This window comes from Marinobacter salinexigens, assembly GCF_008370345.1.
GTDB lineage: Bacteria > Pseudomonadota > Gammaproteobacteria > Pseudomonadales > Oleiphilaceae > Marinobacter > Marinobacter salinexigens.
Window position 1 is genome coordinate 208,357 of sequence record NZ_VTUU01000002.1, and the last position, 21,017, is coordinate 229,373.

At 54.9% G+C, this 21,017-nt stretch carries 19 protein-coding genes; 16 read left to right on the forward strand and 3 right to left on the reverse strand.

Features of this window, described 5'->3' with window-relative positions:
- The first annotated feature begins 39 nt into the window (after positions 1–39).
- The gene (locus FWJ25_RS05440) at positions 40–1,194 is read left to right on the forward strand and encodes a class I SAM-dependent methyltransferase (RefSeq protein WP_149599249.1); all 1,155 of its coding nucleotides are present in this window, start codon (positions 40–42) and stop codon (positions 1,192–1,194) included.
- On the opposite strand, the gene FWJ25_RS05445 is transcribed toward FWJ25_RS05440, so the two are convergent.
- Positions 1,173–1,787: a riboflavin synthase subunit alpha gene (locus FWJ25_RS05445; protein ID WP_149599250.1), complete on the reverse strand. Its 615-nt coding sequence runs from the start codon at positions 1,785–1,787 to the stop codon at positions 1,173–1,175. The two genes, FWJ25_RS05440 and FWJ25_RS05445, sit on opposite strands and share 22 nt — an antisense overlap.
- 227 nt (positions 1,788–2,014) lie before the next feature.
- On the opposite strand from FWJ25_RS05445, the gene FWJ25_RS05450 reads away from it, so the two are divergent.
- From FWJ25_RS05450 to FWJ25_RS05470, 5 genes are all read left to right on the forward strand, one after another.
- On the forward strand, positions 2,015–2,866 hold the full coding sequence (locus FWJ25_RS05450; protein WP_149599251.1) for a hypothetical protein: 852 nt from the start codon (positions 2,015–2,017) through the stop codon (positions 2,864–2,866).
- A gap of 60 nt (positions 2,867–2,926) precedes the next feature.
- Positions 2,927–3,604 (forward strand): TetR/AcrR family transcriptional regulator, encoded by a 678-nt coding sequence (locus tag FWJ25_RS05455; protein ID WP_149599252.1) that lies wholly within the window; start codon positions 2,927–2,929, stop codon positions 3,602–3,604.
- A 90-nt stretch (positions 3,605–3,694) separates the two neighbouring features.
- Positions 3,695–4,165 (forward strand): L,D-transpeptidase, encoded by a 471-nt coding sequence (locus FWJ25_RS05460; protein ID WP_246166682.1) that lies wholly within the window; start codon positions 3,695–3,697, stop codon positions 4,163–4,165.
- Between the two features lie 23 nt (positions 4,166–4,188).
- Complete coding sequence (locus FWJ25_RS05465; protein WP_149599254.1) at positions 4,189–5,421, forward strand: mechanosensitive ion channel family protein; 1,233 nt, start codon at positions 4,189–4,191, stop codon at positions 5,419–5,421.
- Complete coding sequence (locus tag FWJ25_RS05470) at positions 5,418–6,200, forward strand: S-methyl-5'-thioinosine phosphorylase (RefSeq protein ID WP_149599255.1); 783 nt, start codon at positions 5,418–5,420, stop codon at positions 6,198–6,200. The genes FWJ25_RS05465 and FWJ25_RS05470 overlap by 4 nt, the downstream gene beginning before the upstream one ends.
- On the opposite strand, the gene FWJ25_RS05475 is transcribed toward FWJ25_RS05470, so the two are convergent.
- Together FWJ25_RS05475 and mfd are read right to left on the reverse strand one after the other, a co-directional pair.
- Positions 6,181–6,804 (reverse strand): CsiV family protein, encoded by a 624-nt coding sequence (locus tag FWJ25_RS05475; protein ID WP_246166664.1) that lies wholly within the window; start codon positions 6,802–6,804, stop codon positions 6,181–6,183. The genes FWJ25_RS05470 and FWJ25_RS05475 overlap by 20 nt on opposite strands.
- 59 nt (positions 6,805–6,863) lie before the next feature.
- Positions 6,864–10,391: a transcription-repair coupling factor gene (gene mfd, locus FWJ25_RS05480; protein ID WP_149599257.1), complete on the reverse strand. Its 3,528-nt coding sequence runs from the start codon at positions 10,389–10,391 to the stop codon at positions 6,864–6,866.
- A 160-nt stretch (positions 10,392–10,551) separates the two neighbouring features.
- Between mfd and FWJ25_RS05485 the strand changes: the two genes are divergently transcribed.
- The 10 genes from FWJ25_RS05485 (at position 10,552) to sthA (ending at position 21,012) form a co-directional block, all read left to right on the forward strand.
- A complete protein-coding gene (locus FWJ25_RS05485; RefSeq protein WP_149599258.1) occupies positions 10,552–12,021 on the forward strand; it encodes a glyceraldehyde-3-phosphate dehydrogenase in 1,470 nt (489 codons plus the stop codon).
- Between the two features lie 319 nt (positions 12,022–12,340).
- The gene (locus FWJ25_RS05490; RefSeq protein ID WP_149599259.1) at positions 12,341–13,687 is read left to right on the forward strand and encodes a Na(+)-translocating NADH-quinone reductase subunit A; all 1,347 of its coding nucleotides are present in this window, start codon (positions 12,341–12,343) and stop codon (positions 13,685–13,687) included.
- A 4-nt stretch (positions 13,688–13,691) separates the two neighbouring features.
- On the forward strand, positions 13,692–14,900 hold the full coding sequence (locus tag FWJ25_RS05495; protein WP_149599260.1) for an NADH:ubiquinone reductase (Na(+)-transporting) subunit B: 1,209 nt from the start codon (positions 13,692–13,694) through the stop codon (positions 14,898–14,900).
- Complete coding sequence (locus FWJ25_RS05500) at positions 14,893–15,696, forward strand: Na(+)-translocating NADH-quinone reductase subunit C (RefSeq protein ID WP_149599261.1); 804 nt, start codon at positions 14,893–14,895, stop codon at positions 15,694–15,696. The genes FWJ25_RS05495 and FWJ25_RS05500 overlap by 8 nt, the downstream gene beginning before the upstream one ends.
- A 2-nt stretch (positions 15,697–15,698) precedes the next feature.
- On the forward strand, positions 15,699–16,364 hold the full coding sequence (locus tag FWJ25_RS05505; protein ID WP_149599262.1) for an NADH:ubiquinone reductase (Na(+)-transporting) subunit D: 666 nt from the start codon (positions 15,699–15,701) through the stop codon (positions 16,362–16,364).
- Entirely contained in the window at positions 16,364–16,972 is a 609-nt protein-coding gene (gene nqrE / locus FWJ25_RS05510) for an NADH:ubiquinone reductase (Na(+)-transporting) subunit E (RefSeq protein ID WP_149599263.1), read from the forward strand. Before FWJ25_RS05505 ends, nqrE begins: the two co-directional genes overlap by 1 nt.
- A gap of 37 nt (positions 16,973–17,009) precedes the next feature.
- Entirely contained in the window at positions 17,010–18,236 is a 1,227-nt protein-coding gene (gene nqrF, locus FWJ25_RS05515; protein ID WP_149599264.1) for an NADH:ubiquinone reductase (Na(+)-transporting) subunit F, read from the forward strand.
- A gap of 9 nt (positions 18,237–18,245) precedes the next feature.
- Complete coding sequence (locus FWJ25_RS05520; protein ID WP_149599265.1) at positions 18,246–19,295, forward strand: FAD:protein FMN transferase; 1,050 nt, start codon at positions 18,246–18,248, stop codon at positions 19,293–19,295.
- A 12-nt stretch (positions 19,296–19,307) separates the two neighbouring features.
- Positions 19,308–19,556 carry a (Na+)-NQR maturation NqrM gene (gene nqrM, locus FWJ25_RS05525; RefSeq protein ID WP_149599266.1) on the forward strand — a complete coding sequence of 83 codons (249 nt, stop codon included), beginning with the start codon at positions 19,308–19,310 and terminating at the stop codon, positions 19,554–19,556.
- Positions 19,557–19,620: 64 nt separating this feature from the next.
- Positions 19,621–21,012, forward strand: a complete 1,392-nt coding sequence (sthA, locus tag FWJ25_RS05530; protein ID WP_149599267.1) for a Si-specific NAD(P)(+) transhydrogenase — start codon at positions 19,621–19,623, stop codon at positions 21,010–21,012.
- The last annotated feature ends 5 nt before the right edge of the window (positions 21,013–21,017 follow it).

Genomic DNA, 21,017 nt, shown 5'->3' on the forward strand with positions numbered 1-21,017 from the left:
ATGCCGATCTTGTGACAAACCACCCGCTGGAAGCCTGAAATGACAAGCGCAGTTCTACAGACCCCCGTTGGCCCCCTGACTTTGCATCGGCCTGGGGGCGGCCGGTCCCTGCAAGCCTGGGATGCTGCAGATGAGCTGCTTCTGGAACAGGCTTTTGAGCGCCTCAAAGGCCTTGAATCCCCGCGAGTACTGGTAGTGGATGATGCCTTTGGTGCGTTAACTCTGGGGCTTGATCTGACCTCTCCCGAGGTCGTTTCGGACAGCGCAGTATTGAACTCGGCAGTCTCGAAAAATGTAGCGCTCAATGCTGCCATTTACGGTGTGTCTGAAGTACGTAACTGGCTGAACCCTCCCGAAGGCCCGTTTGATCTTGTGGTTATGCGCATTCCCCGGCATGCAGACTATCTGGCGTGGTTACTGCGTTGGATAAATGGCGTGTTGGCCGATACCGGTGTTCTGCTGGCAGGTGGCATGATCAAACATTTGCCCGACAAGAGCGTTGATGTTTTTGCTGAGGCAGTTGAAACGGAGGCGGTACTACCGGCCCGTAAAAAGGCGAGGGTTGTTGTCTGCAGGGCTGGGGTGGCGCGGCTGGCGGAATGGCAGGGTCAATGGAAAGGGTATTCACTGGGCTCTGGGCAATCCGTTCAGGCATTACCCGCGGTATTTGCTCGTGAACGGCTTGATATAGGTACTCAGCTGTTTTTGCCCCGGGTCTGTGAAGCGGTTGCCGGGCTTGTGGAGGGCAGTCGTGTTCTCGACCTGGCCTGCGGTAATGGTGTCGTGGGGCTGGGGGCGCTATCCGTAAGGCCAGATCTGGCGGTCAGCTTCAGCGATGTTTCGAGCCAGGCGGTAGCCAGCGCGCGCCGTAATGTTATGGATAATTTTCCGGACAACGAAGCCGAATTCCACCATGCAGATGGTATTCCGTCAGACTGTGGCTCGTTTGAACTGATTCTGCTCAATCCACCGTTTCATGAAGGTGGCGTGGTTGGTGACCATATAGCATTGAAGCTGTTCAGACAGGCCGCTCGGCATCTCGCCCCAAATGGCTGTTTGCTCGTGGTGGGGAATCGGCACCTGGGCTACCACCGGAGCCTGCGTCAGACCTTCAGCGACGTGACGCAGGTGGATGCCAACCCGAAGTTTGTGGCGTTTTCTGCAAAGAGGCCTCAAGCGGTGGGGCGGTCGTAGCCGAGTCGGGCCAGGGTGTCGACGATTGTCTGGGTCTGACTGTCGACCTCGATGTTGACGCGGTCACCCTCGGCAATAGTACCGAAAATGGTTGCTCTCAGGGTTTCGGGAATCAGATGCACGTTGAACTGATTGCCTGAGACTTCGCCGATGGTCAGGCTGGCGCCGTTAATGGCGATGAAGCCTTTCGGGAACACATACCGGGTCCACTCCTCCGGAATTTCAAACCAGATCGTGACGTTGTTTTCCGGGCGTTCGATTCGGGAAACGGTTGCGGTGGTATGGATATGGCCGGACAACAGATGCCCGCCGATCTCGTCTCCAATTTTCGCAGCCCGTTCAAAGTTGACGCTGTCTCCGGAATTAAGTGCGCCCAGAGTCGTCAGTCTTAATGTTTCCTGCATTGCATCGAAATACAGTTTGTCACCGTCCTGACGGGTAACCGTCATGCAGGTGCCGTTAATGGCAACAGACGCACCGATCGTAACGTCTGTCAGATTTGCCTCCGGAAAACGGATGACAAATGTGTTCAGACCTGGCGCTTTGGTGACGTCATCGACAGTCGCGATGCCTTGAACAATTCCTGTAAACATATCCGGACCTCGTACAACGGTGGGCAATCGCCAGAGTGGCGAGGGGAAGAGCATAGCGAGCGAACCTTTGCTTGCCAAGAACCGTCAGTCATAGAACGCTCGCCATTGTGAATGTGCTGATGTCGGTGTCCCTGGATCAAAGGTTGATTCAAGAAGGACGGAAGCCGGCCGATAACCACTATACAAACCACAGAGCCCGCTATCAGGCTCCCGAACGGAAATGGATCATGGCTGAAAACCAGGCAACTGCTGAAGAGACTTTGCAGAGTGCTGGCCACAATGCTGGTGTCGTGCTGCGTCCGGGGCGCGCTGCGGACCCCGTACCTGCCGAAACCGCTTTACCGGAAGCGTCTGTTCCTCAGGGAACCGGTGCGCCGGAACTCGCGGATGTCACGAACGAAAAAGAAGGTGAACGGGAGAACGTCAATTCCGATCAGATCCTTGCCCGGTCCAGACAAAGAAAGCTGCGTTTGATTCTGCGCCAGTGTGACCGGGTGTTGCTGATGGATTTTGACCTTTTGGCAATGAATGACTGGCCAGACAGCTATAGCCTCGCTGCCGCCCGAAAGAGCCGGGACCTTTGGCTGTTCAGCGCGTTGATAGCGGCGGCTGTTTTTCTGAGCGGGCTAACCGGGTTCGTACCAGCGTGGATTGCCGGGACTGGCTTTGGCGCTTTTGTCATTATCCTGCTTCTGGGCTTGCCTGTGATCAGGCGTATCTACACGTCAAAACCTTCCTATATCGATCTCGTCGTCAAGCGTCAGCGGATGCTCCGGGATGCCCGAAAACATGTCGCGCATCTTGAGGGAGATGATGGCCTCATCTGGCAATGTGCCCGGATGGCGGAGTTCAACCCCGCCCTGAGTAATACCCGATTCAGTGATCTGCTGCGATTATCGGAGCATCGTGTGGTTGCTCGAAACCTGACCCGGCGCGAGCATGTGAGGCTTTATCTGATCTATCTTCTTGAAGCGGAAAAGGCGTATGGAAGGGCGCAAACCGCATTTTTTGAAGGCAATCAGGAGGCGTTGGATAAAGGATGGCAGGAGGCTGTAGCGCAACCCGAGGTGAGAGCTTGACATAATCGCGCTTCAAACGTATGTTTCAAACAGACGTTTGCTAGAGGCACGGATAATAAAATGGCGCAGTCTGATACCGTCGACCGGATTCTCGATGCAGCCGAAGAGCTGTTCGCGGAGCGCGGATTTTCTGAAACTTCCCTCCGCATGATCACCAGTAAGGCTAAAGTAAATCTGGCCGCTGTCAATTACCATTTCGGATCAAAGAACGCGTTGATTCATGCAGTGTTTGCGCGGTTCCTGACCCCGTTTTCCGCCACTCTGGAAACCGCGTTTGATGAGCTGGAAGACAGTTGCAAGGGCAAGCCTGCCTCGCTGAACCAGACCCTTTGGGCTTTGACTGAAAGCGCCGTGCGTATGCCGCAGCGCACTGATAAGGGCATCTCTATCTTTATGCGATTGCTCGGGCTGGCGTATACCCAGTCCCAGGGGCACCTTCGCAAGTTCCTGGAAGATGAGTACAGCGAGCCGTTCAGTCGCTTCATGCGCATGCTGAAGGAAGCTACGCCCCAGTTGTCGGCAGTGGACCGGTACTGGCGTATTCAGTTCATGCTGGGGGCCACAGCGTTTACCATGTCCAGTAGCGATGCCCTGATCGAGATTCTTGAGAACAAGATCGGCGTTGATACCACAGTTCAGGAAATTGCTGCTCGCCTGGTTCCCTTCCTGGCCGCTGGTATGCAGGCTAGAGATGCGATGCTCATTCCGCCTCCAGGCAGCATGGTTTCTATTGCCTGACTTCCTTTGAGTCGGTTAGGCTTCCGACTGGCAATCTGCCTGAAGGGAGTCTGACCGGTTTTGAATACTCAACGCAGCCAAACACCCCGCATAGTCGTCAGTCTGGACAGGCAGACCCTCAGCCTTTATGGCGCAGGTGGTGGCCTCATCATCGAATTTCCCGTATCTACAGCGCTTAATGGTGCCGGCGAGCGAGATGGCAGTGGCTGCACTCCCCGCGGCCAACACTACGTCCGGGCCATGATTGGCGGTAATCAGCCTGCCTGCACGGTTTTTCGTGGTCGCCGACCTACCGGCGAAATCTATACGCCAGAGCTTGCCGCATCTTACCCCGGAAGGGACTGGATTCTGAGCCGTATCCTGTGGCTTTGTGGTACCGAGTCGGGCATAAATCGGGGGGGCGGGGTCGATACTTTCCGTCGCTTCATATACATTCACGGCACGCCGGATAGCGAGCCGATGGGTATTCCGAAATCCCACGGCTGCATACGAATGCGCAATGCGGACGTGGTGGATCTCTTCGCCCGGGTGAGCCCGGGCATATCTGTTGATATTCGTTAAACCAGACTGATCAGAGGGAATCGATGATCGAGCAAGTGGTGTCCACGGTTAACAGCTGGATCGAAAATTTTGGCCTGCTCTCCGAAGGTTGGCGGGTCGGTATTGTGGTCTTTGCCCTGGTATTTGGCACGGCGACCGTGGCCTATCTCGCGAGCCATGTGATTGTCATGCTGGAACGGAAATTCAGTGATACCAAGAACCTCTGGGACGATGCTTTTCTCCATGCTGCCCGAAAGCCCGTTGTGGCTTTTGTGTGGTTACAGGGTGTTTACTGGGCGGCAGAGGTTGCTCACCATTATTCCCAGGCTGAAATCTTCAAGGCCAACGATGCCGTGCTGCAGGTTGGATTTATCTGGATATTCGTCTGGACTCTGCTGCGGGCTATCAAAGAGAGCGAGAAAATCCTTGTTTCGCCTCTGAAGATGAAAAAACCCATGGACTACACCACGGTCAACGCGGTCAGCAAGCTGTCCCGTGCCGTGGTGATTATTACGGCCGTTCTTATCGCTCTGCAGTCGTTGGGTTATAGCATTTCCGGCGTGCTGGCCTTTGGTGGTGTTGGCGGCATCGCAGTGGGTTTTGCTGCTAAGGATCTGCTGGCGAACTTCTTTGGGGGATTTATTATCCATCTTGACCGGCCGTTCAAGGTCGGAGACTGGGTTCGCTCCCCGGATCGCAGTATCGAGGGAACGGTAGAGCATATCGGCTGGCGGCTGACCACAATCCGCACGTTCGACAAGCGGCCAATCTACGTGCCTAACGCGGCTTTCACCACCATCGTGGTGGAAAATCCGTCTCGTATGACCAATCGACGGATCAGCGAGACCATTGGTATTCGTTATACCGATGTCAGCCATATGGCTCCGATCGTCTCGGATATTCGCTCCATGCTTGAGAGTCATGAAGACATCGACACCAATCAAACCCTGATTGTGAACTTCCTGTCTTTCAACGCCTCGTCACTGGATATCATGGTTTATACCTTTACCAAGACGACGGAATGGGTTCGTTTTCATGAGGTGAAGCAGGACGTGCTGCTGAAAATCAGCCAGATCATTGAAGGATATGGCGCTGAAATCGCGTTTCCGACCCGTACGCTCCACCTTCCAGAAGGGCTGCGGATCGAAAGAGAGGAAGGCGAAGAGGCAGATGAACACAGCGAAGAGTCGTCTGCCAAGGCGAGTCCGGCAAGCCGGCGTCCGGTCACACCGAGAACACGGTACGGCGATGAGGGTGAATCAGGAGATGGTGAGTGAGTAACGAATCAGAAAAGGCCCCCGTAGGCATTATTGGTGGTACCGGCCTGACCACGCTGGCCGGACTGGAAATCACCGGAGAGACCGAATGTACGACGCCGTGGGGCTCACCGTCAGCGCCACTGGTTGAAGGTCAACTCGGTAATCAGAAGGTGGTCTTTCTGTCGCGGCATGGCAACCCGCACAGGATTCCTCCGCATCAGGTCAACTACCGGGCAAATCTGAGAGCACTGTATGACGCCGGCGTCAGGACAGTGATCGGGGTTAATGCCGTAGGGGGAATTCACAGGGAGATGGGGCCGGCTCATGTGGTTATTCCGGACCAGATCATCGATTACACCTGGGGACGGCCCAGCACCTTTTTTGAGGGAGATCTGGAAGAAACTACCCACATCGACTTTACCTGGCCTTACGATGCAGATGCCCGGGCCACACTTGTTGCTGCGGCAAAGGGGCGGTCTGTGCCGTTTTCAGATTTTGGTGTTTACGCGGCGACCCAGGGACCACGGCTGGAAACAGCGGCGGAAATCCGCAAGCTGGAGCGGGATGGCTGTGATCTTGTGGGAATGACGGGAATGCCAGAGGCGGTTCTGGCTGCCGAGTTGGGAATGCGTTACGTCTGCCTGGCACTGGTGGTGAACTGGGCCGCTGGAAAATCAGACCATATCATCACCATGGAAGAAATTGAGGAAGCCATCGAGCAGGGGATGTCTGGTGTCAAGAGCATACTCGAAGCATCGATGGCTGATCTTGGGGCGCTTACTCCGAAATCTTCTTGAAGAAAACGAGTACGCCAATGGTGGGGGAGTCCAGGAAATGGATTTCCTCACTGCGCATACGGCGTGTCTCGCGAATCCAGGTGACCAGTTCTTTCGGTCCTTCCATTCCTTCCTTCCAGTGATTCAGATGCACGCCAACGTGGAGGTAGCGCTGCCGGTCCACGGTGATGGTGCCTTCAATCTCTCTGGTTCCGCTATTTGGCAACCAGTCTCCAAGTTCTACCCGAAGTGGCTTGCCGTCGTAGTTAGGTGGGAATGTCTGGTACCAGCCAGTTGCCGCCAGGAGCCGGTAGTGACCGCTTCGTTCCAGTCTTTGCGCCGCAGAATTCAGGTACAGGCTATTCTTTGAAACCAGTGACAAGGTGCTCTGCACAGAGCCACCCTGGGCGACTGACCACAGGATATCGTTGGTAGCCGGAGTGGGCTCCACAATATGATCTGCCATATGTTCATTGATCGAGCCCGGGTCGACAATCCGTTCGAGGATAACAAACTCGGCCCGATAGTAGTCATCGGGCACATTCTGCGCGGATGATTGCGCCAGTACAGAGCCGGCTATTGAGAATGTCAGCAGCAGGGCCGCGAGGATTGAGCGTGTCGCCATGCGACACAAGCGATTACCGTCCATCTGCAAAGGGTCTACTCCACAATTGACTCAAGCGTTCATTGGGCGGCTACGGCCGCTTTTTCTGGCATCAGTTCGCCAAGCATCTTGGAAATGCCGTCGAGTTTACCACTGGTCGAGGTGTCCTTCAGCCGGAAACGGAAGCTGTTGGCCCCTTCCAACCGGTATTGATCCGGTGAGGATTGCATTTTCTTAACCAGAATCAGGGGATCAACCGGCGTTGAGCTTCCGAACTCCAGACGGGCCCATTCCTTGCCTGCGTCAATCTTGACGATACCCAGCGCTTCAGCCTGAAGCCGGAGCTCGGTCTGCCGAATGAGATTCTTGGTTGATTCCGGTAACAATCCAAAGCGGTCAATCATCTCAACCTGAAGTTCTTTTAATGCTTCCTTGCTGTCCACGCTGGCGATTCGCTTATAGAGCATCAGCCGGTTGTGGACATCCGGCAGGTAATCTTCCGGAATGATGGCCGGAATTCTGAGATTGATCTCGGTGCCATGGCTGAGGGGAAGCTCGGCATTGGGCGTGCGTCCTTCGCGGATCGCTTTGACTGCCTCATCCAGCAGTTGCATATAGAGCGTGAATCCGATGCTTTCGATCTGTCCGCTTTGTTCCTCACCGAGAAGCTCCCCGGCGCCACGGATTTCCAGGTCGTGGGTGGCGAGCATAAAGCCGGCTCCGAGATCCTGAGCTTCGGAAATGGCGTCAAGCCGCTTCCTGGCATCGGCTGTTAGCGTGCGGGGTGGCGGTGTCAGCAGGTAGGCATAGGCCTGGTGGTGGGATCGACCGACCCGACCGCGCAGTTGGTGGAGCTGGGCAAGGCCGAACTTGTCCGCTCGCTCGATAATGATTGTGTTGGCGCTTGGGATGTCGATCCCGGTTTCTATGATGGTGGTGCAGACCAGTACATTGAACCGTTTGTGGTAAAAATCCGACATGATCTGCTCAAGCTCACGTTCCCGCATCTGGCCGTGGGCGACGCCGACCCGGGCTTCCGGGATGAGACGACGCAGGTCTTCCGCCGTTTTTTCGATGGTTGAGACATCGTTATGGAGGAAGTACACCTGGCCCCCGCGCAGAATTTCCCGAAGGATGGCTTCCTTGACCATGGCTTCGTCCCGCTGCCGTACAAACGTTTTGACGGACAGTCGCCGGGCTGGTGGGGTGGCGATGATCGACAGGTCCCGCAGGTGGCCCATGGCCATGTTGAGGGTGCGCGGAATTGGCGTGGCGGTCAGGTTCAGCATGTCGACCTCGGCCCGCAAGGCTTTCAGCTTTTCTTTTTGTTGAACGCCGAAACGGTGTTCCTCGTCGATGATCACCAGGCCCAGATTCTTGAAATTGATATCGCCCTGAAGCAACTTGTGGGTGCCGATGACGATATCGGCCTTGCCGCTTTCGATGGCTTCCATTGCTTTGGCGGTTTGCCCGCCAGTACGGAAGCGGCTGAGCAGTTCGACGTTAACCGGGGTATCAGAGAAACGATCCCGGAAGGATTCGTAGTGCTGTTGGGCGAGCAGAGTGGTTGGTACCAGTACGGCAACCTGCTTGCCGGAAAAGGTCGCCATAAAGGCTGCCCGCATGGCTACTTCGGTTTTACCGAAGCCGACATCACCGCAGACCAGTCGATCCATCGGGCGTTCACTGGTCATGTCCTCAATCACTGCCTGAATAGCGACTTGCTGGTCCGGAGTTTCCTCGAAAGGGAATCCGGCTGCAAAAGCCCGATAGGCTTCTTTCGGGTTTTCGAAGCTGAAGCCTTTCCGTGCTTCCCGGCGGGCGTAGACGTCCAGCAATTCCGCTGCGGTATCGCGGATTTTTTCCAGTGCTTTCTGTTTGGCGTGGCTCCACTTTTCGGTGCCAAGCTTGTGCAGTGGCGCATGTTCTGTGTCGCTGCCGGCATAGCGGGAAATCAGGTGGAGGCTGGAGACTGGTACGTAAAGCTTCGAGCCTCCTGCATACTCCAGCATCAGAAATTCATCTGCTTCACCTTCAACGGTAATCGTTTCAAGACCCTGATAGCGGCCAACGCCATGATCAATATGAACCACGGGCGCGCCAATGCGCAGTTCGGAAAGATCCCGGAATCCTGCTTCATCAGTGTCTGTCGGCTTTTCGCGGCGCCGGCGTTGCAGTACCCGCTCACCGAAAAGGGCTGTTTCAGTAATCAGTGCCAGGTGCTGCTCTGGCAGCAGAATTCCCTGCTCAAGGGGAGCAACGGTGATTCCGAGCGCGCACGTGTCGTCGTTCAGAAAGCTTTGCCAGCTATCCAGCGTGAGCGGCTTTAGCCCATGGTCCGCCAGGTTTTCGATCAACGCTTCACGGCGACCGGAGGATTCGGCACAGATCAGTGTTCGGCCGGCAAAATCCTTGAGGAAGTGTTTCAGGCGTCTGGCAGGCTCGGTGGCCCGCCCATCCATGGCAACGTCGGGCAGGGATTCCGTCGTGCAATTGACTGCACCGCCGCTGCTGGATCTATCTGGAGTCATCGTGACACGGGGAAATGATTTAAGGTGCCCGAACAACTCGTCCTGCTGGAGAAACAGCAGGGCCGGGGGGAGGATCGGGCGCAGCCTGTCGTGCCGACGATCTTCATGCCGGGCCCGGGTCTCTGAATCGAACTGATTGACCGCCTGGTTAAGGTCGTTGGCGGTGAAGACCAGTGTCTGCTGCGGAAGATAATCGAACAGGGTGGCGGTCTTGTCGAAAAACAGGGGGAGATAGTATTCAATGCCCGGCGGAGTAATGCCGTGAGTCACATCCTGATAGATCGGGGCATCCTTGTCGGCGTTCGGGAACTGTTCGAACCAGCGGTTTCGGAAGCCGGACCGTGCTTCTTTATGCCAGGGAAATTCGTAGGCCGGCAGCAGCTCAATGCGCTCGATCTTGTCGATGGAGCGCTGGGTTTCAGGGTCGAAGGTGCGTAGCGTCTCTATTTCGTCATCAAACAGGTCGATTCGGTAGGGCAGGTTGGCGCCCATGGGATAGATATCGAGAATCGCGCCGCGTACCGCGTATTCGCCATGCTCGTAAACATTGTCCGCATGGCGATAGCCCGCCGCTTCCAGTTGCAGTCGCCAGGAATCGATGTCGAGGGATTGGCCGACTTCCAGGAGTAATGTGTTGCCCTGAAGGTAGTCCACCGGGGGCAGTCGGTGCATCAGTGTTCTTGCCGGAACCACTAACACGCCGTGGCGGGTCCCCGGCAGCCGGTGCAGGGTTCTTATGCGACGGGAGATGATGTCCTGATGCGGTGAAAACAGATCGTAGGGCAGCGTTTCCCAGTCTGGCAGCGATAGCAGTTCGAGGCCGTCCCCGGTAATCGCCGGGCCATCTTCCTCTGCAGGTAATCCCAGAAAGAATCGCATCGCCTGCTCGAGTCGGATGGCATCGCTGGTGCTCCGGGTGATGACCAGAGTAAGACCGGTATGGGTCCTGGCACTTTCGCAGATCGCCAGGGCATCCGCGCTGCCATGTAACTGGCCCCAGGTGCGGTGATCGGCCGGCTTCTCCGGGCAATCGGGAGCAATCAATGGGCGTGACGAAGTAGATGCACCTTGGCTCATGGGCAGTCAAACTCTCCTGCTGTCGGGTCCGGAGTGGGGCGAGGCGCGTATTCTACCGCCCACAGGTTGCGGTGTCATGGCAGCTTTATTTGCTGTCCGGCTTCATAAGTTGGATAATGTGCGCCCCAAATTATTACCAGTGCTAACAGAGGTCCCAACCGTGAGCCACGAACAGATCAACCAGCACCTGTCTAACTGGACGGAAAGAGAATCCACCGCAGAAGCGATGATCCCGCTGATCGGTCGTCTCTACCGCAAGAATAATGTGGTTACTTCCGTCTACGGTCGCTCCATTATCAATCAATCCGTGATCGATATTCTCCGGGCCCACCGCTTTGTGCGTCAGGTGGAAGACAGCGAGCTGTCTGTTCACGACACCATGCCGATTCTTGAGGCTATGGACAAACTGGATCTCGGTCGTGCCCACGTTGATATTGGCAAGCTGGCGGTCAAGTTCAAGGAAGAAGGTGGCGATCTCGTCGAATTCCTGAAGCGCGAAATTGGTCCGGTTGTTGGTCAGTTCGCTTCACAGTCTGAAGAAGATGCCAACAACGAAACCAAAGACGTTGTTCTGTACGGCTTTGGTCGTATCGGTCGTCTGCTGGCTCGTATTCTGATCGAGAAAGCCGGTGGCGGTAACAACCTGCGTCTGCGTGCCATTGTGGTGCGCCAGGGCGGTGCCGACAATGATCTTGAAAAGCGTGCCAGCCTGCTGCGTCGTGACTCGGTTCACGGACCTTTCGACGGCACCATTACAGTGGATGAAGAGAATTCTGCCCTTATTGCCAACGGTAACTTCATCAAGGTGATCTATTCTGATGGGCCGGACAAGGTTGATTACACCGACTACGGCATCAACAACGCCATCGTGATCGACAACACGGGTAAGTGGCGTGATGAAGCTGGCCTGGGTCTGCACCTGAAGTCCAAGGGCGTCAGCCGCGTTATCCTGACAGCGCCTGGCAAAGGCGATATCAAGAATATCGTATACGGTATCAACAATGGCGATATCACAGAAGACGACAAGATCCTGTCCGCGGCTTCCTGTACCACTAACGCCATTACGCCGGTTCTGAAGGCGATCAATGACGAGTACGGTATTGAAGATGGCCACGTTGAGACTGTTCACTCCTACACCAATGACCAGAACCTGATCGACAACTACCACAAAGGCAGTCGTCGTGGTCGTAGTGCCCCGCTGAACATGGTTATCACCGAGACCGGTGCTGCCAAGGCGGTTGCCAAGGCGCTGCCTGAGCTGAAAGGCAAGTTGAGTGGCAATGCTATCCGTGTGCCGACTCCTAACGTCTCCATGGCTATCCTGAACCTGAATCTGAAGAAAGATGTGGACGCTGAGGGTGTTAATGAATACCTGCGCGACATGGCTCTGCATTCCGAGCTTCAGAAGCAGATCGATTTCGTGAACTCTCCTGAGGTGGTTTCCACTGACTTTGTTGGCTCGCGTCACGCGGGTATCGTCGATGCCCAGGCGACCATTGCCAACGGCAAGCGTGTCATCCTGTACGTGTGGTACGACAACGAGTTTGGTTATAGCGCCCAGGTGATCCGTTGCGTTAATCAGATGGCGGATGTGACCTACCCGATCTTCCCGAAGCGCGCACGCGACTAAAGTCGTAGGCCGTTCAGGCCAAGGGCTTTTGAAAACCCCGTCAGTGACCGCTGGCGGGGTTTTTTACTGCCTAAGAGGTATAAAACCGTTCTGGTTTCTGGTGGAAATAGATTTCCTTAATCTCTATAATTGGCGCGATTTTGGGTATGTCTGGCGCCCCGTTCCTCATTCCTTTCTGTGCCGAAAGACTGGTCGCGTGCTGGCGGTCAATGGGCTCACTGCCCGGGAAGAACCATGCGGTTTGATCCGGGGGAAAGCTGAGTCGCAGGGGTCGGATAATACAAATCCATAGATAGTTTCTGATGATTGGACGAGGCTAATGATTAAGATCAAGAAAGGCCTGGATCTTCCCATCAGCGGCGCTCCCGAACAGACCATTACCGACGGCAAACCGGTTCGCCATGTGGCGTTGATCGGTTTTGACTACAACGGCATGAAGCCGACGATGGCTGTGAAGGAAGGGGACCGTGTCAAACGCGGCTCGCTGCTGTTCACGGACAAGAAGACCGAAGGCGTTCGTTATACCTCACCTGCCGCCGGTGTGGTGAAAGAAATCAATCGCGGTGAGCGTCGTGTATTCCAGTCTGTTGTTATCGAAATTGATGGCGACGAGGCGGAAACCTACGCCAAGTACAGCGACGCAGACATTGCCGGCCTTGAGCGCCAGCAAGTCGTCGATAACCTGGTAGAGTCCGGCCTTTGGACGGCATTCAAGACCCGTCCTTTCAGCAAGGTTCCGGAAATCGACTCCGCTCCCCATTCCATCTTCGTATCCGTTATGGATACCAATCCGCTTGCTGCGGATCCGACGGTTATCATTGGCGAAAACAGCAAGGCCTTCGAAAATGGCCTGACAATCATCGCCAAGCTGACAGCCGGCAAGGTATTCGTAACCGGAAAGCCTGGCGCTAATGTGTCCGTGCCTAAGGCTTCAAACATCGAAGTGCATCAGTTTGATGGCGTTCACCCTGCGGGTAATGTCGGCACCCATATCCACCACCTGGATCCGGTGTCCGTCAGCAAGACCGTCTGGTCCATCAACTACCAGGACGTGATCGATATCGCCAGGCTGTTTGAAACCGGTGAACTGACCGTTGACCGGATCGTAGCTATTGGTGGTCCGAAGGCTCAGAAGCCGCGTCTGGTCCGTACCCGTGTCGGTGCTAACCTGACCGAGTTGCTGGATGGCGAAGTCGCTGGCGGCAGTGAAGTCCGCGCGATTTCCGGCTCCGTGTTCGGTGGTCGTCGTGGCGACGGTCCTTGCGCATACCTTGGCCGTTACGCCAACCAGGTTTCTCTCCTGGAAGAAGGTACCAAGCGCGAATTTATGGGCTGGCTGACCCCGGGCGCCAACAAGTTCTCGGTGCTCAATATCTACCTGTCCAAACTGGCCGGTGGAAAACTGTTCAACTTCACTACTACGACTAACGGTAGTGAGCGTGCGATGGTACCGGTTGGTGCCTACGAACAGGTTATGCCGCTGGACATCCTGCCCACCCAGCTGCTGCGTTCACTGATTGTTGGTGATACTGAAATGTCGCAGAAACTGGGCGCTCTCGAGCTGGATGAAGAAGATCTGGCGCTGTGCACATTCGTGTGCCCGGGTAAATATGAATACGGTCCGATTCTCCGTGAGAACCTGACCCGAATCGAGATCGAGGGCTAATACGATGGCAATCCGACAGTTTCTCGATGGAATCGAGCACCACTTTGAGAAAGGCGGCAAATACGAGCGGTGGTATGCTCTGTACGAAGCCGTTGACACAATCTTCTATACTCCGGGTAAGGTAACCTCTACCACGGCTCACGTGCGTGACGGCGTTGACCTCAAGCGCATCATGATCACCGTTTGGTTGTGTACTTTCCCGGCCATGTTCTTCGGTATGTGGAACATTGGTTTCCAGGCCAACAGCTTCCTGGCTGAAAATCCCGATGCCCTGATTGGCGACGGTGGCCTGCGTACTGCCTTTATCCAGGCCCTTGCGGTCACAGGTGCCGGTGCCGGCGTCTGGGATAACTTCATCTACGGTGTTGCCTACTTCATTCCCATTTACGCTGTAACCTTCGTGGTTGGCGGCTTCTGGGAAGTGCTGTTTGCAACCGTGCGCCGTCACGAAGTAAACGAAGGCTTCTTTGTTACCTCTATCCTGTTTGCCCTGATTTGCCCGCCCACCATCCCGCTGTGGCAGGTAGCTCTGGGCATCACCTTTGGTGTGGTTATCGGTAAGGAAGTGTTCGGCGGTACCGGTAAGAACTTCCTGAACCCGGCACTGACCGGCCGTGCGTTCCTGTACTTCGCTTACCCGGCGCAGATCTCCGGTGACACCGTTTGGACGGCTGTTGACGGCTTCAGCGGTGCAACTGCGCTGAGCTGGGCCGCCTCCGGTGGTGTCGAAGCCCTGAATCAGCAGATTGGCTGGATGAACGCTTTCATGGGTACCATTCAGGGGTCCATGGGTGAAACATCTACCCTGGCGGTTCTTATTGGCGGTATTGCGCTGCTGCTGATGAAGATTGCCTCTTACCGTGTGGTTGGTGGTGTTCTGATTGGCATGATCGGAATGTCCCTGCTGCTGAACATCATTGGCTCCGATACTAATCCGATGTTTGCCGTTCCGGCGCATTGGCACCTGGTCATGGGTGGCTTCGCCTTCGGTATGATGTTCATGGCGACTGACCCGGTCTCTGCTGCGATGACCAATACTGGTCGTTGGTGCTTCGGTATTCTGGTGGGTGTGATGACTGTACTGATTCGTGTGGTCAACCCGGCTTTCCCGGAAGGCATCATGCTGGCGATTCTGTTTGCCAACCTGTTCGCACCGCTGATGGACCACTTTGTGGTTCAGGCCAATATCAAACGGAGGCTTGCACGTGGCTAAAGGTAAAGAAACTGTCTCCAGAACGGTTATTGTGGCCCTGGTACTGAGCGTATTCTTCTCGGTTATCGTGTCCACCGCTGCCGTTTCTCTGAAGCCGCTTCAGGTCAAGAACCAGACTCTGAATATGAAGGTCAACATCCTGGCTGCTGCCGGTATGCTGCCTGAAGGCGCAAGTGCTGCGCAGATCGAAGATGAGTTCTCCAAGTTCGAAGTTCTGCTTGTTGACCTTGATTCAGGCCAATACGTTGAGCCTTCTGCAGTTAATGTCGAAGATCCGATGAAGTACGATATGTACAAAGCGGCGTCTGACCCCCAGCTGTCCGAAGCGATTCCCGGTGATCAGGACCGTGCCAGCATCAAGCGCCGTCCGGATGTTGCCCGTGTATTCGTGCTGAAAGACGGCGATGAGTTGCAGAAAGTGGTTCTGCCTATCCACGGATACGGTCTGTGGTCCACCCTTTACGGTTTTGTGTCCCTCAAAGGTGATGCGAACACCATCGAAGGTCTGGGCTTCTACCAGCACGCTGAGACCCCGGGTCTGGGCGGTGAGGTTGATAACCCTCGCTGGAAGGCTATGTGGGAAGGTAAAGAGGTATACGGCGATGATACGTCCAAGCCGGAAATCCAGCTGGTTAAAGGTGGCGTAAGCCCGGATGCCAAAGACAAAGAGCACAAGGTTGATGCTCTGTCAGGGGCAACGCTGACCAGTCGTGGTGTAGAAAACCTCGTCAATTACTGGTTAAGTGACAGCGGTTACGCCCAGTATCTGAAAAACTTGCGTCAAGGGGAGGCTTGATCATGGCCGGTCAAACTGCCAAGCAGGTTCTTTTTGAACCAATCTTCAGTAACAACCCGATTGCACTGCAGATCCTCGGTATCTGTTCTGCGCTGGCTGTTACTGCCAGCCTGAACGTGACCATCGTTATGTGTATCTCGGTGATCGCGGTTACGGCGTGCTCCAACTTCGCGGTATCTCTGATTCGTAACCAGATTCCCGGAAGCATCCGGATCATCGCCCAGATGACCATTATTGCCTCTCTGGTAATCGTGGTTGATCAGCTCCTGAAGGCCTATGCCTATGAAATCAGCAAGCAGCTGTCGGTATTCGTCGGTCTGATCATCACCAACTGTATCGTTATGGGGCGCGCCGAAGGCTTTGCCATGCAGAATACACCTGGCATGAGCTTCCTCGACGGCATCGGTAATGGTCTGGGTTACTCAGTACTGCTGTTGTTTGTTGGCTTCTGGCGTGAGCTGTTCGGCTCTGGCTCCCTGTTTGGTGTGACCATCCTGTCTCCGGTTAACGAAGGCGGCTGGTACGTTACCAACGGTCTGCTGTTGTTGCCGCCGAGCGCCTTCTTCATCATTGGTCTGGCGATCTGGGCGCTGCGCACCTGGAAGCCGGAGCAGGTAGAAGAGCCTGATTATAAGATGTCTGCCCACAAAGTTAAGGAGGCGTTCTGATGGAACATTATCTGAGCCTTCTGGTTAAGGCGGTATTCATCGAGAATATGGCATTGGCCTTCTTCCTGGGGATGTGTACGTTTATTGCTATCTCCAAGAAAGTTGAGGCTGCCATTGGCCTCGGTATTGCGGTTGTCGTGGTACTGACCATCACCGTTCCGGTTAACAACCTGATATACAACAACGTGCTCCGCGAGGGCGCGCTGGGTTGGGCTGGTATGCCGAATACAGATCTCAGCTTCCTGGGTCTGATTACCTACATCGGTGTTATCGCCGCTATTGTTCAGATCATGGAAATGGTTCTGGACAAGTACATTCCTGCGCTCTACTCAGCGCTGGGTGTATTCCTGCCACTGATCACTGTTAACTGTGCCATCATGGGCGCGGCATTGTTCATGGTAGAGCGTGATTACAACTTTGGTGAGAGCGTTGTCTACGGCTTCGGTGCCGGTCTCGGTTGGGCGCTTGCAATCGTGGCCCTGGCGGGTATCCGCGAGAAGCTGAAGTACAGTGACGTACCTCCGGGCCTGCGTGGTCTTGGTATTACGTTCATTACTGTCGGGCTGATGTCTATGGGCTTTATGTCCTTCTCGGGCATCTCTCTCTAAAGCATCCGGTGATTCGGTTTAACGAAAAGGCGAGACCATGAGTACAGAGATCATTCTTGGTGTAGTCATGTTCACCGTTATCGTACTGGCGCTGGTCGCAATTATCCTTGCGGCCCGCTCCAAGTTGGTAAGCACCGGTGATGTGACAATCGAAATTAACGACGACCCCGAGCACGAGCTTAAGACCAGTGCCGGTGGCAAACTGCTGGGCACCCTGGCAAACAGCGGCATTTTCCTGTCATCTGCCTGTGGTGGTGGCGGTACCTGTGCCCAGTGTCGGTGTAAGGTTCTGGAAGGTGGCGGTGCTATGCTGCCGACTGAAAAGACCCACTTCACCAACCGTGAAGAGAAGGAAGGCTGGCGCCTGTCCTGTCAGGTTCCGGTAAAGCAGGACATGAAAATCGAAGTGCCGGAAGAGTTCTTCGGCGTGAAGAAGTGGGAATGTGAGGTGGTTTCCAACCACAACGTTGCTACCTTCATCAAAGAGCTGGTTCTGAAGCTGCCAGAAGGTGAAGAAGTTGCCTTCCGTGCCGGCGGTTACGTCCAGCTTGAATGTCCTCCTTACGAGATCGACTACAAGAACTTTGATATCGAAGAAAAGTTCCATGAAGACTGGGACAAGCACGATATCTGGCGCTACAAGGCGATCAACAAGGAAGACACCATTCGCGCATACTCCATGGCGAACTATCCGGAAGAGAAAGGTGTTCTCAAGTTCAACATCCGAATTGCAACACCGCCTCCGGGTACGGATCATCCGCCGGGAATCATGTCCAGCTTCGTGTTCAACCTGAAGCCGGGTGACAAGGTTACCGTAATGGGACCGTTTGGTGAGTTCTTCGCGAAGAAGACCGACGCCGAAATGGTATTCATCGGTGGTGGTGCAGGTATGGCACCGATGCGGTCGCACATTTTCGACCAGCTCAAGCGCCTGAATTCAGACCGCAAGATCAGCTTCTGGTACGGCGCTCGTAGCCGTCGTGAAATGTTCTACGTTGAAGATTTCGATATGCTCCAGGAGCAGAACGAAAACTTCCAGTGGCACGTGGCCCTGTCTGATGCTTTGCCAGAAGACAACTGGGAAGGCTACACCGGCTTCATTCACAATGTTCTCTATGAGAACTACCTGAAGGATCATCCGGCGCCTGAGGACTGCGAGTTCTACATGTGTGGACCCCCGATCATGAACGCGTCCGTCATCAAGATGCTGAAAGATCTGGGTGTTGAGGACGAAAACATCATGCTGGATGACTTTGGAGGTTAATCAGATCCAATGACATCCCGCATGCATGAACCCGTCAGGGTGGTTCTGGCCAGCATCGTCATGATGCTGGCCGTTGCCGCCCTGGCGGGTTGTTCGTTTGAGCCCGAAGAAAAAGTCTGGGAGATTACCGGCCCGGTTTTCGGCACTTCATACCACATCAATGTCGTATTGACCGATGATCCCGAGCGGCTTGAGAATCTGGCCTCAGGGATTGAGAGTGAGCTGGAAAAGGTTGATGCGGCCATGTCGACCTGGCGTAAGGATTCGGAGCTTTCCCTGATCAATCAGCGTTCGGACCAATCCGGGTGGATTCCGTTGTCTGAGCCCCTGTTTGAGGTACTCAGCAAAGCTCACGAGGTTTCAGAGCTTACCGGCGGCGCGTTCGATATCACCGTTGGTCCGGTCGTTAACCTCTGGGGCTTTGGTCCCAATGCCCGGCCCGAGAAAGCCCCCTCGGACGACGAGCTCGCCGAGATGCTTTCCCGCATTGGCTATGACAAACTGGAACTGCAGGAGAGTCAGAAGGCCTTGCGCAGCGAGACCCCGCAATATATCGATCTTTCTGCGATCGCCAAAGGTTACGGTGTTGATGTCGTGGCTCGCTACCTTGAAAAGGAAGGTGTCACAGCCTATCTGGTAGAGATTGGTGGGGAAGTCCGGGTTAATGGTCGCAAGCCCGACGGAGATGCCTGGCGGCTGGCCATCGAACAACCGGTATCTGGCGGCAGGCAGGTAAATCGTGTGGTAGCACTCGAGCACCATGCAATGGCGACGTCCGGAGACTATCGTAACTATTACGAATCGGAAGGCCATCGTTATTCCCATACTATTGATCCTGCAACAGGCAAACCGATTACGCACAATCTGGCATCGGTGTCGGTCATCGCGGATGATTGTATGACAGCAGATGCCCTGGCGACCGGGTTTAATGTCCTCGGGTATGAGCGGGCCAGTGAACTCGCCACCCGGGAAAATATCCCGGCCTATTTCATAGTCCGGACAGACGACGGGTTTGAAACACACCAGACACCGGCGTTCTCGTCCTATGTTACGCAATAAGGGGAGGGCAATATGAGTACCTTTCTTCTGGTTCTGGCCATTGTGATTCTGCTGATCGCAGGTATGTCCATTGGCGTTATTTTTGGTCGTAAGCCCATCACCGGCACTTGTGGTGGTATTGGCGCACTGGGTATCAGTACCTCTTGTGAAATCTGCGGTGGCAACACCCAGAAGTGCAAGGAAGAAAACGAGCGTCTTGAAAGCGAGGGCAAAGGCGCTGCCGATCTGGCTTATGACGCTAGCAGCGCTGAAAAGCGCTGATCCGGACACTTATAACTAGAATCAAAATCCAAAACTAAGGCTCAGACAAGGAGTTACAGGGGGCATGGCAGAGCATCATTACGACGTGGTCGTTATCGGAGCGGGACCTGCAGGTGAAGGGGCAGCGATGAACGCGACGAAACACGGTAAACGTGTTGCGATCATTGAGGACAAGCCCACGGTTGGAGGTAACTGTACCCACTGGGGGACGATCCCCTCAAAGGCCCTCCGTCACTCAGTAAAGCAGATCATCACCTTCAACACCAACCAGATGTTCCGGGATATCGGGGAGCCGCGCTGGTTCTCCTTTCCCCGGGTCCTGCAGAATGCCCAGAAGGTTATTGGTAAGCAGGTAAAGCTTCGGACTCAGTTCTACTCCCGTAACCGGGTTGATCTTATCAACGGACGGGCGTCGTTCCTGGATGGCAATCGCCTGGAAATCCGCGGGCACAAATCGATTGAGATCCTGCATTTCAAGCAGGTGGTCATCGCGACGGGTTCTCGCCCTTATTTGCCGCCCGATGTGAACTTCCGTCATCACCGGATCTATAACTCTGACACCATCCTGAATCTGTCCCATACTCCGCGAACCCTGATCATTTATGGGGCCGGCGTTATCGGGTCTGAGTATGCCTCCATCTTTGCGGGTCTCGGGGTTAAGGTCGATCTGATCAACCCTGGCAGCCGCCTGCTGTCATTCCTCGATGACGAGATTTCTGATGCTCTGAGTTATCACCTCCGTAACAACGGTGTACTGGTGCGTCATAATGAGCAGTATGAATCTGTTGAAGGCGATGATCACGGTGTTGTGTTGTCGCTCCAGTCCGGCAAGAAAATCCGGGCTGATGCCTTCCTGTGGTGTAACGGCCGTAGCGGCAATACTGACAAGCTTGGCCTGGAAAATATAGGGCTGGTGCCGAATGGTCGGGGGCAGCTGGCGGTTGATGAGCATTACCGCACCGAAATCGAGAACGTATACGCCGTTGGGGATGTGATCGGTTGGCCGAGCCTGGCAAGTGCCGCCTATGATCAGGGGCGTTCAGCGTCATCTGATATCGTGAAAGATGACTACTTCCGTTTTGTATCCGACGTCCCAACAGGGATTTATACCATTCCTGAGATCAGCTCGGTGGGCAAAACGGAACGTGAGCTGACGGAAGCCAAGGTTCCTTATGAAGTTGGCCAGGCCTTCTTCAAGGATCTTGCTCGTGCACAGATCACCGGGGAAGCGGTCGGAATGCTGAAGATCCTGTTTCACCGTGAAACCCGTCAAATCCTCGGTATTCATTGCTTCGGGGACCAGGCGGCCGAGATCGTTCACATCGGTCAGGCCATTATGAATCAGGAAGGGGAAGCGAATTCCCTGAACTATTTCATCAACACCACGTTCAATTATCCGACCATGGCGGAAGCCTACCGGGTAGCGGCTTTGAACGGGCTGAACCGGATCTTCTGATCCGG

Excerpts from the sequence above, each read along its gene's own strand:
- FWJ25_RS05440 (WP_149599249.1), top strand. The coding sequence starts at position 40 with ATGACAAGCGCAGTTCTACAGACCCCCGTTGGCCCCCTGACTTTGCAT.
- FWJ25_RS05445 (WP_149599250.1), bottom strand. The coding sequence starts at position 1,787 with ATGTTTACAGGAATTGTTCAAGGCATCGCGACTGTCGATGACGTCACC.
- FWJ25_RS05450 (WP_149599251.1), top strand. The coding sequence starts at position 2,015 with ATGGCTGAAAACCAGGCAACTGCTGAAGAGACTTTGCAGAGTGCTGGC.
- FWJ25_RS05455 (WP_149599252.1), top strand. The coding sequence starts at position 2,927 with ATGGCGCAGTCTGATACCGTCGACCGGATTCTCGATGCAGCCGAAGAG.
- FWJ25_RS05465 (WP_149599254.1), top strand. The coding sequence starts at position 4,189 with ATGATCGAGCAAGTGGTGTCCACGGTTAACAGCTGGATCGAAAATTTT.
- FWJ25_RS05475 (WP_246166664.1), bottom strand. The coding sequence starts at position 6,804 with ATGGCGACACGCTCAATCCTCGCGGCCCTGCTGCTGACATTCTCAATA.
- mfd (WP_149599257.1), bottom strand. The coding sequence starts at position 10,391 with ATGAGCCAAGGTGCATCTACTTCGTCACGCCCATTGATTGCTCCCGAT.
- FWJ25_RS05490 (WP_149599259.1), top strand. The coding sequence starts at position 12,341 with ATGATTAAGATCAAGAAAGGCCTGGATCTTCCCATCAGCGGCGCTCCC.
- FWJ25_RS05495 (WP_149599260.1), top strand. The coding sequence starts at position 13,692 with ATGGCAATCCGACAGTTTCTCGATGGAATCGAGCACCACTTTGAGAAA.
- FWJ25_RS05505 (WP_149599262.1), top strand. The coding sequence starts at position 15,699 with ATGGCCGGTCAAACTGCCAAGCAGGTTCTTTTTGAACCAATCTTCAGT.
- nqrE (WP_149599263.1), top strand. The coding sequence starts at position 16,364 with ATGGAACATTATCTGAGCCTTCTGGTTAAGGCGGTATTCATCGAGAAT.
- nqrF (WP_149599264.1), top strand. The coding sequence starts at position 17,010 with ATGAGTACAGAGATCATTCTTGGTGTAGTCATGTTCACCGTTATCGTA.
- FWJ25_RS05520 (WP_149599265.1), top strand. The coding sequence starts at position 18,246 with ATGACATCCCGCATGCATGAACCCGTCAGGGTGGTTCTGGCCAGCATC.
- nqrM (WP_149599266.1), top strand. The coding sequence starts at position 19,308 with ATGAGTACCTTTCTTCTGGTTCTGGCCATTGTGATTCTGCTGATCGCA.
- sthA (WP_149599267.1), top strand. The coding sequence starts at position 19,621 with ATGGCAGAGCATCATTACGACGTGGTCGTTATCGGAGCGGGACCTGCA.